The sequence below is a fragment of the Agarilytica rhodophyticola genome (genome assembly GCF_002157225.2).
In the GTDB taxonomy this organism is placed as follows: domain Bacteria; phylum Pseudomonadota; class Gammaproteobacteria; order Pseudomonadales; family Cellvibrionaceae; genus Agarilytica; species Agarilytica rhodophyticola.
The window spans coordinates 255,633-273,122 of record NZ_CP020038.1; the positions used below are offsets into that span (position 1 = coordinate 255,633).

9 protein-coding genes are annotated in these 17,490 nt (G+C 40.2%); 6 read left to right on the forward strand and 3 right to left on the reverse strand.

Features of this window, described 5'->3' with window-relative positions; all coding sequences use genetic code 11:
- Positions 1 to 34: 34 nt before the first annotated feature.
- Entirely contained in the window at positions 35 to 583 is a 549-nt protein-coding gene (locus BVC89_RS01105) for a TRAP transporter small permease subunit (RefSeq protein ID WP_086929462.1), read from the reverse strand.
- A gap of 284 nt (positions 584 to 867) precedes the next feature.
- On the opposite strand from BVC89_RS01105, the gene BVC89_RS01115 reads away from it, so the two are divergent.
- The 6 genes from BVC89_RS01115 to BVC89_RS01140 all read left to right on the forward strand — a co-directional run bounded on the left by BVC89_RS01115 (position 868) and on the right by BVC89_RS01140 (position 7,410).
- Positions 868 to 1,914: a substrate-binding domain-containing protein gene (locus BVC89_RS01115; RefSeq protein WP_086929464.1), complete on the forward strand. Its 1,047-nt coding sequence runs from the start codon at positions 868 to 870 to the stop codon at positions 1,912 to 1,914.
- 251 nt (positions 1,915 to 2,165) lie between these two features.
- Positions 2,166 to 3,563: a phosphate ABC transporter permease subunit PstC gene (gene pstC, locus BVC89_RS01120; protein ID WP_086929465.1), complete on the forward strand. Its 1,398-nt coding sequence runs from the start codon at positions 2,166 to 2,168 to the stop codon at positions 3,561 to 3,563.
- Between the two features lie 8 nt (positions 3,564 to 3,571).
- The gene (gene pstA / locus BVC89_RS01125) at positions 3,572 to 4,879 is read left to right on the forward strand and encodes a phosphate ABC transporter permease PstA (protein WP_086929466.1); all 1,308 of its coding nucleotides are present in this window, start codon (positions 3,572 to 3,574) and stop codon (positions 4,877 to 4,879) included.
- A gap of 44 nt (positions 4,880 to 4,923) precedes the next feature.
- Positions 4,924 to 5,754, forward strand: a complete 831-nt coding sequence (gene pstB, locus BVC89_RS01130) for a phosphate ABC transporter ATP-binding protein PstB (protein WP_086929467.1) — start codon at positions 4,924 to 4,926, stop codon at positions 5,752 to 5,754.
- Between the two features lie 299 nt (positions 5,755 to 6,053).
- A complete protein-coding gene (phoU, locus tag BVC89_RS01135) occupies positions 6,054 to 6,770 on the forward strand; it encodes a phosphate signaling complex protein PhoU (protein ID WP_086934458.1) in 717 nt (238 codons plus the stop codon).
- Positions 6,771 to 6,849: 79 nt separating this feature from the next.
- Positions 6,850 to 7,410 carry an ECF-type sigma factor gene (locus tag BVC89_RS01140; protein WP_086929468.1) on the forward strand — a complete coding sequence of 187 codons (561 nt, stop codon included), beginning with the start codon at positions 6,850 to 6,852 and terminating at the stop codon, positions 7,408 to 7,410.
- Positions 7,411 to 7,443: 33 nt separating this feature from the next.
- Here BVC89_RS01140 and BVC89_RS01145 read toward each other — a convergent pair whose 3' ends face one another.
- The gene (locus tag BVC89_RS01145) at positions 7,444 to 9,348 is read right to left on the reverse strand and encodes a ShlB/FhaC/HecB family hemolysin secretion/activation protein (protein ID WP_086929469.1); all 1,905 of its coding nucleotides are present in this window, start codon (positions 9,346 to 9,348) and stop codon (positions 7,444 to 7,446) included.
- 74 nt (positions 9,349 to 9,422) lie between these two features.
- The gene (locus BVC89_RS01150; protein ID WP_086929470.1) at positions 9,423 to 16,850 is read right to left on the reverse strand and encodes a filamentous hemagglutinin N-terminal domain-containing protein; all 7,428 of its coding nucleotides are present in this window, start codon (positions 16,848 to 16,850) and stop codon (positions 9,423 to 9,425) included.
- Between the last annotated feature and the right edge of the window lie 640 nt (positions 16,851 to 17,490).

The window sequence follows — 17,490 nt, forward strand, 5'->3', positions numbered from 1 at the left end:
CATTAAAACCGGTAGAAATTCAATCACGTATTGTTTATCCCTTAGGTTGCTCGTTGGCCTGTGCTGAGCTAGCAGGCAAAAATGTGAGGTGTAGTAAGTTGCTAATAACTTCCGTTATGGCACGCAAAGCCAATAAAAATGCGGCAATAGGAATCAGTGTTTTCATAAGATATAGTGCAGGGATACCGCCGGGATCAATCGATCCTTCCTTGATGTGCCAAGCGCTGATGACGAAATTCCAACTGATTGCGAACATGAATAGTGAGAACGGCAGTAAAAAAATAGTCGCTCCGACAACATCGACCCAGGCTTTGCTGGCAGTGTCTTGGCGTCGATAAAAAATATCGACTCGCACATGACCACCCTCTTGCGCAGTATAAGCAAGACATACCATAAAGACGCAGGTATGCATGTAGGTAATGCTCTCTTGTAAAGCAATAGAGCCCATGTCAAAAGCGGAGCGGCCCACGACAATTAGGAAAATAACGATGGCCATCACCCCTGTGAGCCATGCCAGGTACTTAGCCAGAACATTATTGAGTGTTTCAACAGCATTGATGAAGGAATGCAAGAAGTTGATCATATAAGTATTTTTGTTATTAGTATTGTTAGAGCAAACAAGCGCCGCTGGTCTAGCGCCTGCAGCTTCTTACTGTGAGTATATCTATGATTTGAGGTTAAAGTGTAGCAACCAGAGTGAAAATGACGATATTTTTGTCGCTTATGTTTATTGCGCCTTTATGGCCTATGTAAAAAAACTGACCAAAAAACGTAATATTTCGTTTAACTGTAACAAAAGTGTTATAAATGCGTCCTAAGATGCGCGATAACATACGAAAGAATCCGATCGAATACCGGAGTAAAAGTATGAACAATAGAATATTCATAGCGCTAACATCGATTGCTGTTCTTCTTTCAGCGGTCACATTTGCAGCTAATCGAGATTCTATTAGCATTGTTGGCTCTTCAACAGTATTTCCTTTTTCGAAAGTGGTGGCAGAGCGCTTTGGTAGGATAACCAAATTTAAAACGCCTACTGTAGAAGCAACAGGTACTGGCGGTGGTTTTAAAGAATTTTGTAAAGGCCTGGGTGTACAGTATCCCGATATCACCAACGCCTCGCGCAGAATAAAGGCGTCAGAATTTGCATACTGTCGAAAACATGGAGTTAAGAACATAATGGAAGTTCTCATTGGCTACGATGGAATTGTTCTCGCTAATTCTGTGAGATCTAAGCAAATGAGCCTAAGCACAAAGCATATTTTTTTAGCTTTGGCTAAGTATGTGCCCAATCCCGATGGCAGCCATACGGTGATTGAGAACCCTTATGTGATGTGGGCGGATATAGACCCAATTTTGCCAAATATTAGGATTGAAGTATTGGGGCCCCCTTCTACATCTGGAACACGGGATGCGTTTCTAGAATTAGCAATGGAAGGTGGCTGCCAAATGTTTGCATGGGTTAAAGCTCTTAAAGCAAATAAACAAGATCAATACACTAATATTTGTAGGATTCTGCGCGAAGATGGTCACTTTATTAGTGTTGGCGAAAATGACAATTTAGTTGTGCAGAAGCTAGTTGGTAATCCTGACATATTAGGTATCTTTGGCTTTAGCTTTTTAGATCAAAATAACGATAAGGTACAGGCATCTATTATTGATGGTGCCAAAGCAGAGCTTGATACGATTGCCACAGGCGCGTACCCGGTTTCTCGCCCACTGTACTTTTATGTGAAAAAAAGCCACATCGGTGTAATACCTGGTATTGCTGAATACTTGGCCGAATTTACCAGTGAAAAAGCTTGGGGAGAAGAAGGCTATTTAACAGATAAAGGCATGATACCGCTCGGTAAAATGATGCGTCGAAAGATGGGTCAACGGGTGACGCAAACACAAACTCTTCAAGGAATATAAGCCATTTATAGGATTTGCCTTTATTGATATTTATACACTATCGAAGTTTATATAGGAGCGTAAAAAGAAATTTTATGATTAAAATTATTTTAAATAAGATAATAAATCGCAATGTTACTTGGTGTCTGTGGGCCAATGTAGCGCATTCTTTTTCTCTCCTCATTCGCCAATAACTATTCTGATTACTATCAGATGTTCATTATTCATGGAAACATCACCGCTATGTTTGTGCAAGCCCTGAGTCTTACTTTATGAGTACCTCTATATTACTGGTATTTATAATCGTGATGCTTGTTGCCATATATGCGCTTGGCTACGGCCGCTCTATGAGTTTGGCAAAAACTGTGGGAGGTGTCCCCGGCCTCAATTCTCTGCCATTTTACTATGGTATGTTGACGGTGTTGTGGTCGGCAATACCTGCAGCGTTGCTGCTAGGTGTTTGGTTAATTTTCCAAGCAGATATCATCGAGATGCTTGTTGTACAGCAACTACCAGAGGATATTCGTGGGTTAGAAAAAGATGAAATTAACCTCATTCTAAACAAAATTTACAATGTTGCTTACGGTCAATACGTCGGTGATACACCGCCCTTCGTTATTGCATCTGCCGAGTTTATTTTAGGCTTAGAGCGTAATAGCCAATGGTTAGTATCTATCGTAGTTCTGCTGTCTATGGCAATTATCGCTGCTATCATTTGGCTTAAAATTCACCCAAAAATGAAAGCTCGTGTCAGAGTTGAAGCTATTTTTAAAAATATGCTTTTAGCGTGTGCCTGTATCGCTATTTTGACGACGATAGGTATTGTTTTTTCTGTTTTATTTGAATCGCTGCGATTTTTTCAGCAAGTGTCGGTTTTCGAATTTTTATTTGGTCTCGAGTGGGCGCCGCAAGCTCATGATGGTGAACAAGTTCCAGGTAAAAACAGTGGCTTCGGTGCTCTTCCCCTTTTTGCTGGCACCCTCCTTATCGCCAGTATCGCAATGCTTATTGCTGTGCCCACAGGCTTGATGTCTGCTATTTATTTATCCGAATATGCACCGCGCAGGGCTAGGGCTATTATCAAACCTCTACTTGAAGTGCTTGCGGGTATCCCGACAGTTGTCTATGGCTTTATTGCTGCTCTCACTGTGGCGCCTTTTATAAGGGATGTAGCTATTGTGTTAGGTTTGGACAGCGTGGTTCGTGTTTCTTCTGATAGCGCACTTGCTGCAGGGCTTGTTATGGGGGTGATGATAATTCCTTTTATCTCTTCTCTCTCTGATGATGTGATCAATGCTGTTCCGCAGTCCTTACGTGATGGTGCGCTTGCCTTAGGAGCGACAACCTCTGAAGTGGTAAAGCTTGTTGTTATACCTGCTGCCTTACCTGGCATTGTCGGTAGTATTCTGCTGGCGGTATCCCGCGCTATTGGTGAAACGATGATTGTTATGATGGCGGCAGGATTAGCTGCAAAAATTACTGCTAATCCACTTGATTCTGTGACGACTGTCACCGTTCAAATTGTCACTCTTCTGGTGGGTGATCAGGAGTTTGATAGCCCCAAAACTTTAGCCGCGTTTGCCTTGGGCTTGGTGCTTTTTATCGTCACTCTCTCACTCAACTATATTTCTCTTCATGTGGTGAAAAAATATCGTGAGCACTATGAGTAGTTATAGAAATGCATGAATCAAAAAAACGCCCAGATAACACTTCCACCACTTCTCACGTTGATAAGGTGAAATTAAGCCTTAAAAAGCGTTACCGTGCTGAAAAACGTTTCCGTATGTACGGCATCATGTCTGTATCTATTGGTTTGTTTGCTCTGATCGGGTTGTTTTACCAAGTTATCAGTAATGGCATTGGTGCCTTTCAACAAACTTATATTCAGTTGCAATTAGAGTTTGATCCTGCCTCTTTAGGCATCACAGATGCAAGTAGTGAAGAGCAATTACGCCTTGGCGATTATGGTAAAATTATCCAAAATGCACTATTTACTCATATCGACAAACCGCAAGACAGAAAGCAGAGGCGAGAACTCTATAATTTGGTCAGCGTGGGTGCAAATTTTCACCTACACAAGCAACTAACTCAGCATCCTGAGCTTTTAGGTCGAGAAGTGACTTACTGGCTGCTGGCTGATGATGATGTAGATACGTATTTTAAGAGTAGAGAAAGTAACCAGCCTTTTACTGGTCGTTTGAGTAATTCACAAGTTACATGGATAGAGAAGTTAATATCAACGGGTCATGTTAAAACCAAGTTTAATAAGGCATTTTTTACATCGGGTGACTCTGCCGAACCTGAGCAAGCAGGTATATTGGGCGCTTTATTAGGTAGCTTTTTTACTCTGGTAGTTACCTTAGTGCTGTCTTTTCCTATTGGGGTGGCAGCGGCGATTTATTTAGAAGAATATGCACCGGTGAATCGGTTTACAGATTTTATTGAAGTTAATATCAATAACCTAGCTGCTGTGCCTTCAGTTATTTTTGGTTTATTGGGGCTCGCTATTTTCTTAAATTTCTTTGAAATGCCCCGTTCTATTCCCCTAGTTGGTGGTTTGGTTTTAACCTTAATGACATTACCTACCATTATTATCTCCAGTCGGGCTGCAATTAAAGCTGTTCCGCCATCAATTCGACAGGCGGCACTTGGAATGGGGGCATCAAAAATGCAAACAATATGGCATCATGTATTGCCTTTAGCCTTGCCAGGTATGATGACCGGAACAATTATTGGTATGGCGCAAGCATTGGGTGAGACGGCACCTTTGTTGATGATAGGTATGGTTGCCTTTATTGTTGATATACCTGGTAGCGTTAACGACCCTTCAACAGTATTGCCTGTGCAAATATTTTTATGGTCGGACAGCCCTGAGAGAGCATTTGTTGAACGCACGTCGGCAGCGATTATGGTGCTGCTAGGATTCCTATTAGCGATGAATACACTAGCTGTATTGATGCGCAAAAAATTAGAACGTCGACGATAATTATTGAAAGCAGTAGCGTGTAAAATCTAAGAGCAGCAATAGTAATGGTAGATCAGTCCATAGGTGGTACCTCCCGCGCAAAAGTTCCCGATGCAACAGTCGGAACCCCTCTGCACGATGATCCTAAAATTAGGGTTCGCAATCTCAATGTATCCTATGGAGTAAAACCAGCCATTGTTAATGTTGACATTGATATTGCCAAAAATGAAGTGATTGCCATGATTGGCCCATCTGGCTGTGGTAAATCTACTTTCTTGCGTTGCATAAATCGTATGAACGACACCATTGATAATTGTCATGTGCAAGGCTCTATCACTATTGATGACGAGGAAGTCTGTGATAGCAAGCTCGACGTCGTGCCTTTGCGCGCACGTGTAGGCATGGTGTTTCAAAAGCCTAACCCTTTCCCCAAATCGATTTATGAAAATGTCGCTTACGGTCCAAAAATTCATGGCTTGGCTTCTCGTCGCTCTGATATGGATGAAATTGTTGAGAGCAGCCTGCGTAAAGCCAGCCTTTGGAGCGAAGTTAAAGACCGCCTGCATCAGCCTGGAACTGGACTATCAGGTGGGCAGCAACAGCGTTTGTGTATCGCTCGGACAATTGCTGTTAGCCCCGAAATTATTTTAATGGATGAGCCATGTTCCGCTCTCGATCCTATTGCGACGGCGAGAGTTGAAGAGTTAATTGCAGATTTAAGCCAGAACTATACTATCGCCATTGTCACCCACTCGATGCAACAAGCTGCACGAGTATCAAACCGCACTGCCTACTTCCACCTCGGCAGACTAATCGAAGTTAATGATACGCAGCTAGTGTTTACTAATCCCGATCATGATCTGACCGAAGCCTACATTACAGGACGTTTTGGTTAACACTGACTTCTAGGGCCTACTATTCTTGATATAGGTATATTAGATACCACGAGGGTAGTGGGCGTAGATGCTTGGTGTAAATACCAATGTACGCCACAAAAGGCGTCAAAATTGCCCGCAAAATCGCAATTTGCGTTGAGCCGCCCTCATTACTTTACAAATCTTGTGATACAGTAAGTTGTTACGCTGGCTTCAAGAATTGCCAGTAGGCGTGATTCAATTAGTGTGAGCGGGCTCTAGTTTGGCGCATGTTTATGCCAGGTCCTCGAGCTCTAAACAGACAAAATGAGGCTATTCACGTGGATTCATTGAACTTAGATCAACATATCTCGCGACAATTTAATGCGGATCTGGAACAGCTTCGCACCGAGTTGCTGGAAATGGGCGGCCTAGTGGAAGAGCAACTGGCTGATGCAATTTTGGCAATTGAAACTGCCGATGGTGAATTAGCAGAAAAAGTCTTAGTGACCGAAGATGATGTAGATCAGCGAGAGGTCACCATTGATAAAGAATGTATGGCTATACTAGCTCGCCGTCAACCAGCAGCTTCCGACTTACGCCTGGTGATGATGGTGAGCAAAGCTATTCGTGACCTAGAGCGTATGGGAGATGAGGCAAAGAAAATTGCTAAAATGGCTATCGCTTTAAATGAACAAGGGGGTGCTTCACGAGGCTATGTGGAGTTGCGCCACCTTGCCAGCAGTGTGCGCAAAATTGTTCGTGTTTCATTAGATTCTTTTGCTCGTTATGATGTTAATGCCGCAATGAAAGTTGTGCGCGATGACAAAGATATCGATAGAGAATATAAGTCAGCAATGCGTGAGATGATGACTTATATGATGGAAGACCCTCGCCAGATAACTCGCGTGATGAATATATTATGGACTTTGAGGGCACTTGAACGCATTGGCGATCATGCCCGCAATATTGCCGAACAAGTTATCTACTTAGTTCATGGCATGGACATCCGCCATCAGCCTCTAGGCGATATTGAAAAACAGCTAGAAACTAAGTAAGCACGTCAAATAAAATTTTCGATAATTTGCCAACGGATTATTGGCGATATTGTATTGATAACCAATTAAAGAGTTTTTTATGTCAACCACTTTGGATATTACCCAGATATTACAGGATCGTAGCGATAGGCAACATGAAGGTATAGCCGAGATATATTCAGCGGTATATGACCAACTAAAAGCTCTTGCTCGCAAACAGCTACAACAGAGTTGGTCTAATAATACAATAAGTACTACGGTACTGGTCAATGAAACCTATTTAAAGTTGATTAAGTCGCAAAAACTTGAGATAACCAATCGTGCCCATTTTTTTGCCATCGCTGCCACTGCAATGAGGCAAATCTTGATTAATTATGCTGAACAAAAAAAAGCACAAAAGCGCGGTGGTGACTGGTTGCAAGTTACATATCAAGAAACTTTAATACAGTCACAACATAAACTAGAAACTCTACTTGCCGTAAGCGAAGCGGTTGAACAGATACGGTCTATCGATACTCGACTTGCTGAGTTAATTGAGCTTCGCTTTTTTGCTGGTCTCACCGAAAGTGAAATTGCCGAAATTTTTGGCGTCAATGAGAGAACATTACGCCGTAACTGGGCAAAAGCTAAAATGCTATTAGCGAAAGCATTAGGGATTTAATAACGAGCATTTGGCTATCTATAAAAACTGCCTCTAAAAACCATATTGTAAACTGAAATATATATTAGAGTTATCAGCCAGTTCTTCATCCTGAGTGTCGATATTTTCATTTAATGGATATGACAGTGCGAAATCTCCTTTCCAGTGACGGGTAAAATTAAATTTCAAGCCTACACCAATGTTAGAGAAAGTAGCACTCACTTTATTTTCTAATGAAGCTGTTGGGCTTTCAAAGGCATGTGATTCACCATAAGCTATATCTGCAAGCAAATAAGGTTGCAGAATATCACTAAAATTTTCACCCATAATAGTAAAATCTAATACTTTTGGAAATTTAAATACCCATTCAAAACCCAAGCGTACGCCATCATCACTGAAAAACCGATTAACATTAAAGCCTCTTGCTCTAGTTGGTCCAGTCAACGCAAATTGATTAATGGTCTGTTGTCGCTCGCCAGAATATTGAGCATTTAGTTCAACAAGCAAACGTGTGTCTTTTTTGGTAAAGGGGAATGGTATAAACTTTAATATAGAGTAATCAAAGGTAAGAAATAAAAAATCGTCTTTAATATCTTCTACACCATCTTCAATAATAAAGTCTTCAGTACTATTACTATGAACTATCCCAATGCTACCTACATGCAATGCACGCTTCTTTTCATTTAATACATCAAAATTAAAGGCTAGGCGCGCATTATTTACTGTGGTGTCTGGTTGTTGGAAACCTGAAATAGCTAGTTCAGTATCGATAGAGGAATAAGATACATCAATAGATAAGTTGGTTTTTCGATTACGTTTAAAAAAGTAGCCTAACGATATATCTCTTACTAAAGATTCGCCAGTGGATTCAAGAATAGAACCAGAGATAATTGATGTGGATATAAAGTCATTACTGGAGATACCAGCAGAAATACGCCATCGTGGGCCTAATATGTAAGAGTCATAATTGAATAAACCATAGGTAGTATCACCAGGATCGAAAGAATTTAGCACTCCTATTTGAATTTGATCTGCCCAACCGAAAGGATTACTAATAAAAAAATCTGCATATGCGCGATTTTCTCCGGTAGAGGTAGAGCCATGATTGTCTAATCGAATATTACCCGAAAACATTTTTTCAGCTTGTACATTAAGATGCAGTCGTGTGTCTCCAACTTGCTGTCCTGGCTCGAAGTAACCTTGTACACTTAACCCTGGCAAATCATTGAGAAGGTATAGCCCCTCTTCGATCACTTCTGTTGTGACAGGTTTATATAAAACATCGTCGAATACACCTTCAAGGGTTCTAGCTTTATAGCGCTTATTATTCTCTGCTTTAACTTCTCCAAGCTCTCCTAGTAGTAGTGTTAAATTAACAACGCCGTCGCGAACCTTTTGTTCTGGGATAAACGCTTTTGCTAGAATAAAGCCTCGTTCACGATAAAAATTAGAGATAACATCTGAAATAGATTCTATCATACCAAGCGTGACACCGCGCTTTCGCATTTGGTCGCGCATTAAAAATACCATTTTCTGTAAATCTTGAGTGGTGACATGCCTGTCTTTTGTGTCTTTTTCTATATCTTTGAGAAGATCGGCAATTTCACTTAGTTCATCAATACGATAACCTGATTCTAGAACCTGATCTTCTCCCATAAATTTAAAACGTAAAGCTTCAACACGTTTTATTAAAGCTTCTCTTGTGATACCCAGTTCGGGATATTCAACGATGCCCTGTACTCGAAATTCTGTGACATTTAATCGAGGTCCCGCTTCAGGATCCGGATCGCGTTCTCGCACATTCGGTATATCCATATCTAGCAACAGCGTTTCTTCTTCATAAGCCGGAACTTCTTGAGTTTCTGGCATCTCCAAAAAGTTTGCATGAGCTTGTGTGCTAAATAAAGTAAGTGCACACACAATAAAAAAAGTATAACGGCCCGTTTTTTGTGGGTTCATAAAGTAAGTCAAATTATTAGGTTGGTATCGGATTATTTTTGAATTAGCACTAGTAGTATTTCTAAACAAAACTACTAGTAATAGTCGACTTCCTCTTCTTCTTTATCGTATGATTCAAGAAGATCCTCGTCATATACCTGATCTCGCGGCATTCGAATAGAAAGAGTTTCATAAGTGAAGTTCTTTACATCTGTAAAAACAGCGGGATTAACATCTTCTAATGCTTCTACTTCGTTGATTAAATCGCCACCAGATTGTAATAGTTGTCTAATATCCAATTGTATTGTGGAGTTATTATTAAACTCCTCTGGGCGTACTCCAAAAGCAAATACAGGTTGCCAACTTCGAAAACCATCGAATGTTAGGCTGTCGCGAATGTACATTACTAACGGCCGTGATGAACTACCTATTTCTCCTGGGGGGAAGTTAATAATCGCTGCTTGTCTTGCCACGATATCCGGCTGTGATGGATTGCGAGTGCCGAGGGCAAATAAACTGCCTGTGCCCAAAGTAATGTTAATACTGCCCTGATTATAGCCAGCATTAATAATGGCTCCAGGTGTATTGGCATCATCTACTGTGCGATCAAAAGCAATATCGGGGGTGTTGTCTAGTACGATATTACCCTCAGCCACAGTGAGATTAATATCGCCATTAGTACGTATATGCTCAACGTTGAGTGCTTGTGTATTAAAAATATTTATCTGGTTGCTCTGGCTGTCCGCCATTATAGTATTAACCGTCATTTCAATCGCGTCATTAGTGCCTATCCCATTTGCAGCATGAGCTTCGAAGCGTTGAGCCGTAATATTAATATTATCGCTATTTATGTCTCTTATTTCACCTTGAGCGCTAGTTAGTGCAACACCGCCTTGTTGCGCAGTGAGAGCGGCTATATTGATGTTATTTTCTGCGCTAAGTGAAATACTGCCAGCTTGAGTGGAGATTTGGCTGCTTGCATCCATCTCAATACTCTGCGCTGCGATTAAATTAATATCGCTGTTGATGCTGTTAACAGATGCTTGTTGGTTAATTGTACCTTCGGCATTTAAGGTAATACCGCCACTTGATTCTAGAGCTGCACCTTGGCTTTGAGTAATATTTTGACCCTCGATATTCAAACTTGAATTTGCATTGACGCCAGCATTTAATTGAATATCACCAGAGTTAGCGACTAAGCTGATGTCTTCTCCAGCAAACGCGTTATTGATCACCAGTCCTGCGCTTTGTAATGTTATATTGCCATCGGTATCAATCCTATCGACAATTAAGTTTGATGTAGTATTTAACTCAACATTATTAGCATCGTTAATTTGTAAATTCTCAATTGCAATTAATCCTTGGCCTAGCAGGATATCAGCGCTAGATGTGTCATCTCTTACTGCTGTAAGCTGAGTAAGTCCGCCCACACTGATATTACTAGAAGTATCACTACTAATATCTCCTTGTGCATTAATCGTAAGGGCGCTGGCCTCGATATTGGCTAAATTTAACGGGCTTGAAGTATTTAACTGTATATTACCTTGGGCAGAAAGACTGAGTGCCCCAGATAGCTGGTGACGAATGTCAGTAAAATTAATATTGCCTTCACTACTTAAGTTCAAAGCGTTCTCAGTAACTATTTCAGCGCTAGCCACAATATCGCTATCAGCATTTATGATAACTTCTCCAGCTGGGCGGTTAATCCCCATTAATTCAAGGGGGCCTGCAATATTGGAATTATTGATATAACTATTGCCGTTAATAGCGCCTAACTGGAGTTGATTAGTTCGCAGTTGTAAGGGATTAGCTTCACTGCCAATGTGAGTGTTATCTATAAAGCGAATTGTTTGCGCCGAAATGTATCTTTCAGGAACATTACTACTCTGATTCATTTCCACAGCTGAGCGTTGTACTTCAAAGCGATTATTGACATTAAATATTGAATCAATATTAACAGTGTCAAGATCTTCACCATTAATTACAATATTAGTTTTGTTATTGCTAATAGCAATCGGAGTAAAATTATTAAATGTGAAGCGGTTATTATCTAAGATATTTATCGTATCATTTTGGCCATTAATGTCATTTATTGTAAAAGTATCGACATTAATACTATCGTTGACTTCGCTAACTTGTTGAAAAGAGACTTCAAGCCTTTGGTTGCTTTCTTCACGATTATATATTAATGAAGCCGAGTCATCTTGTTGCGGATTATAGCTCGCTTGATAACTATTTATGTCCGTAGGTACCTGAGAAATATTAACACGGTTTTGTTCATTTGTGGTTATAGAGGAAACGCCATTACCAATAAAATTAATTGTTGATGAACTATTTTGATTATCTCTAAGTGTAATATTAAGTATATCGTTACCTTCTCCTCCCCGAACTTCTCCACTAACTGAACCGCCATCAAAATTGAAGGTATCAATTTGATTGCCACCTGTAATATTAGCAAAACCTTCAAAAGTAATATTTTCTGTTCCTGAGCTTAAACGCCCGCTATTTCTAGTACCGTCAAATATCCATATATTATCGGGGTTATCACCAGCAGCGATGCCGCTATTTCTATTATTACCAATGTAATGTTCGATATTTAAATAATTGTTATTAGCTAAATCAATAACAGTATTATCTTGTTGACTAATATCTACATTATCTTGAACTGAAGGTGAGCTTACATCGCTGCCATTAATGCTTCCTGTAATATCTCCCATGTCTGCTAATATGAAACTATCTAAACCTGCACTGCCAACCAGTGTGCCAAAGTTATCGAAGCGAATACTATTTTCTTCACTAGCATTAGAACGCGGCCTAATTATGCCGCCGTTGGTGTTGTCAATCGTCCAATTTAAATCGCTATCATCAGCTATCTCTATACGATTGATATTTTCAGCGCTGGGATCAGCGTCATTGCCTGCAGCTATAATATTTTCCACTCTTACAACATTAAGGCGGGATACATCTACATTATTTTCACCCAGCGCTACCGTAATACCATTAGCAAGGGCTTCTAAATTAAGAGAATCTGTAATCCCAGCCTGCCCATCGATAACACCGGTGATATTGGAGCCTTCGCTGGTAAATAAAAATCTATCAGAGCCTGTACTGCCAGTAAGGTTTTGTATATCGCTAAAAGAGTTAACGACGGATGTTATATCCCCCTGGTTATCCCCTGTGATATTCCATCGAGTTACGTTATTGGGGTTACCCGCTGTAGAAAGGCTATTGTTGCCTGCGGCGCCAACAATATTTCGCACACTTGCAAGCACACTAGTATTTTCATTAATAGTAAAGTTGTCATCTCCCAAACCTCCTGTAAGATTAGCAATAGCGCTAAATGTTGTGAGCGTGGTAGTGTTACTTTCATTAGTAATTACGCCGACATTATTTTCTGTAATATTCCAGTTAATAATATTTCCAGCATCACTTAAAATAGTAAGCGAATCTGTAGAGGCCCTATTTGTAGAAGCGCCATCGCCATCAATTTCGCGAATGGATGCATCGGCTAAAAAGGTAAATTCATCTCTACTCGCATTCCCATTGAGTTGCTCAATGGCTTGGAAATTAATGGTGTTATTTAAGGTGTTAACCAGAGCGTTTTCGATTATCCATATATTATCTCGGTCGCCAGCGTTTAGCTGATCTGTATCACCTTCGCCATTAAAACTTAAAGTATTGCCTGAAGTTGAATCACTAGTATCTAATATTGTGTAAATGTCATTGCCGTCACCACCATTAAATAGTAAAGCGTTACTATGGCTAATACTATTAATATCAAATCTATCGACGTCGCTTCCTCCTTGAATCGTTATCATGCCATTAAATGTTATAATGTTAGAGGGGGCACTTTGTGATGCCACTGTACTGTCGATAGTATTGATTGTCCAAATAGTTTCCTGGTTAATGCCCTGTAATGTATCGCTACCAGAACCATTAAACGTTTGAATACTTTCGAAGAGTGTGATGTCTGAAGAAGAAAATTCTAAAGTTCCTGCAAACGACATTCCTTGATCAAGGCGCCATAAACCATTGGTATTTTCATTTGTTATTATATTATTGCCGATACCGCCATGTATTGTGCCATTAAAAGTCGCGCCACTCTCAATTGTAAATTGATCATCTGCTCGAAGCATTGGGCTTGCTGTAGTGCTACCTTGAAGTATATTAAAACCACTAAAGGTAATGTTATTGTTCGTATTGCCATCGGCCAGCGTACCTGCATTGCTACCTTGGATAGTCCATAGATTAAATTCAGTCCCTTCTCTGCTTAAAGTTGCCATTAGACCAGAAGGATTACTAGGATCATAATTGCCAATATATTGTTCAACTCCCGCAACAGCATTTATCCCGCCACCTATATTGACAATTAAATCTTCAGTTACCGCATTATAGTCTGCAATATCCCCACCGCCTGCTCCACCGTTTAAAGTAATTAGTAAGTCAGTAGCAGATAATATGAAACGATCATCACCTCCTCTACCATTTATTGTTTGCACATCGTTGGATAAAATATTAAATGTGTCTTCACCACCATCGCTACCATTAGCAACTTCTATATCTGAAAAGTTAAGGTTATTTACCGTATTGCCGGCTGTTGGGTCTATTGTCCAGGTAGAATTACCATTATATGTAAGAGATAAAGTATCAACACTATTACCATCTCCCCCATTTATTATCGCATTTAAATTTTGATTAGCTATATTGAAGGTGTCGTTACCTGTACCTCCATTAATAGTAAGCCTTGAATTACCTGGTAAACTGCTACCAATAACAAAGGTATCGTTGTCATCACCACCATTAAGTGTAATGATGGAATTATCGGGTAAATTAGAGTTGATAGTAAAATTATCATTACCCCCTCTTCCATCTAAGGTAATACCACGTGCTATTAAGTTGGGACCATTACTAATATCAAATGTAAAATTATCTATTCCATCGCTACCGTTTAGGGTTATTGTTCCACTTCCAGCGTTGATACTTCCCTGGCGACTCAAAATATCCGTTTGTAGGCTTATATCTCCACCATTACTTTGAATATCTACGTTACTTCCTAAATTTATAGCACCATTTTGAGTAATAGTTTGATTTGATGTTGTAATATTTAATGTGCCGGTCGTTATGAATGCGGAGCTAGAACTTCCAAATAAAACGGGACTATTAGCATCAATATCAACATTGTTGCCTCCAGTTATATGTATGTAACCGCCAAAAGTATTTTGATCATTATTTAATGTCACGTTTCGTGAGTTATCTGTACTAAAAGTTGAATTGCCGCCAATATTTAATCGTCCCTGTATGTCTATATTTCGTGAAGAGTTAATACTAAGGTTTCCGCCTGCTGAAGTATTAATATTAGATAAGTTACCTAGAAAAAATCTTCCGTCACTATTTGTAGTAGCAGTGAAGCTACCTGCGTCTAGCTGCAAACCTGCGTTATTTTGTATATTAATATTTCTAGCAGAATTTATAGTAATCGTTCCATTGGCTGTAGTTGATATATCAGAATTATTAAGGAAAAAACTTGTATTGCTTCCAGTTGTCGCCGTGAAGTTTCCACCTTCTAGATTGATTCGAGAGTTATTATCAATATTGATAAGTGTATTAGCTGTTAGAGTTAAATTTCCGCCACCGAGGTTTATATTTGCTCTGTCTGTAATGTTAATTGATCCGCCTTGCGCATTGACAATTAGGTTTAGGCTGTCTTGGCTTCGTGCAACACTAATATCTTGCCCTTCAAAATTCACGTTGCGATCTGCTATGAGCTCCAGTGTTGAGTTAAGTGCTGGAGAACCTAAATCAGCGACTAGTATTGCGTCTTCATCGTTATTTAAATCAAAAGTAATATCGCCATTTTGACGATTCTGTGTGTTGGTACTTGCCGTAGATATAGTAACAGTTGTACCACTACCATTATCTAGAACGTCTTCAATAAGGTTCCAACCTATCTGAGCGTTCTGTCCGCTAGGTGTATATGTAGGAGGTGTTGGGATTGGGCATGAATTTATATTGTTACATGTCGTACCACTCACAATCCTTATATCATAAGGATCAATTAACCATTCCCCTCCATTTCCTAAAACAGCGTGTACATCGGGGCTTGTAGCAATATGAAAACTTTTTAAGCCTGAAGTCTCAATAAAACCCCCATCGCCGCCTAAGTCTCCGCCACGAGCAGATAGCTTCCCGTAAATGCGCGCGGTATTGGCAGCGAAGGTAATAAGTTTGCCCCCATCACCATTTTCAATTCCATTAACGCGGGCATGTGTGTTTTGCCCGAGGTAAATAAAATCCGCGTTGGAGATATAACTATTGCTGCCGGTCTTATCGCCGCCGATAAGAATTTCACCGCCACCTTGGGCGCCAGAGGCATCAACTTCTGCGTTGTCGAGTAAGCCTACGTTTGTGCCCAATAATTTAATGGTGCCGCCCTGCCCACTACTGGTGGCGACAGCGGATGTTAAGCTATCTTCGGTGACTTCTGTGGTGGCAATGCTGTGAAGTTCTACTTCTCCTGCACGACTCGTGGTAGCAGAAGCATCGGCGTGAATATCGCCACTGTTGGTGATGTTGTCTCCCAGAGCAATAATTTTTCCGCCGCGTTCCCCCGAGCTTGTAATACGACCGGTATTGATGACGTCGCTGCCACCTGCACTTAGAGTAAAGGAACCGTCTTCATCAACCACCACACTAGTGGCTTGCTGCATATCGCCTGTATTCATAGCCTGGGTAAAAACATCGTGGCTGGCGGCACCTGTTAGAAGAATTTGGCCATCTTTTGCATTTAATTCGCCACTATTAAGCACTCCAGGTTCAAGGCCGAGTTCTTCTTGTAGCATAGCCTCGCTAACGCGAATACCCATCAAACCACCGTCAAAAGAAAGAATAGCTTTTTTACCAGATGCTAAGCTAATACGCCCAAGGTCAGCTTGGATTAAACCATTATTTTCAACTCGTTTTCCCAACAGAGAAATGGAACCACCGGTAGCGGCATTGAGAGTTCCTGAATTGATGACCACACCCTCTTTGCCTGCAATAGCTTCAAAGGTGAAACGGCCATTAATAAAGTCATCGGGATTGATATTTAATCCCGTCGCCAGCAGGCCTCCTACATTAACTTGGGCATTATTACCAAATACGATGCCATTGGGATTAACGAGTAAGACTTGGCCATTAGCATCAATACGCCCGTGAATTTGTGACCCTTGATGACTTAATATGCGATTTAATGAAAGGGAAGAACTATTGGGTTGAACATACTGAACACGTTCATCTGCGCTTAGATTATAGCTATTCCAATCAATCGCCATACGCTGGGAACTTTGATTGATAATTGTTGCTGAACCTGACTGGGAAATACTTCCTTGACCACCGACTATTTTTCCTCCCTCTGGCCCGGCAAATACTGCTTGGACACAAAAGGTGGGCACAATTAAAGCGATGGCTGCGCGTAAAGGCAACTTTTTGCTTTTATTATTGTTTTTCGATTGCGCAGCTTGTTTTTTCATTTTGTTAATTCGCATAGATGCGTACCTATTTAGTCGTCTTCCTAGACTTCTTCTTAGCTTTCACTTTCAGAGTTCATTAGACTGTTTATTTAAAAGCGCCTTCTGAGCTAATTTTCGCATGGCAAATAAAAACGTGATTCTATTTGCTAGGAGCTGCAATAATTCATCGCCATTAATTTTTTAAATTAGCTTCATAATGAATGTCAAAGAATTTAGAATTTAATACATTACATTGTTAGTCTGGATGACAATAAAAGACTTCATCCGAATAGTGTTCAAGCTAAAAAAGCACTAGTAATATATCTAGCTCCATATTAACTTCCCCTAATATTACCTGTTTTCACTCGATATCAAGCATGGCCTAAGGTTGGCTTTTATTGTTAAGCACAGTCAATACTGTTGAATATATGTAACTCGCAAATAGTAAAAAACTTATAAGTTTTATTCTGATATTTTGTTCAAAAAAATGTGAAGTATCCACTTGTAAATACTGTATTTGCAATAGGAGTCTCTACAAAGTATTAACACTGGATTTTTTAGCTGTTTTAAGATGATATTTCTAGCAGTGATGAGGCTATTAATTTTTCAACTTAGAGTTTAATTTATAGAGCGGAAAAAGGTATTGGTAATTTCTAAGTGTTTTGAGCTTGCCTTT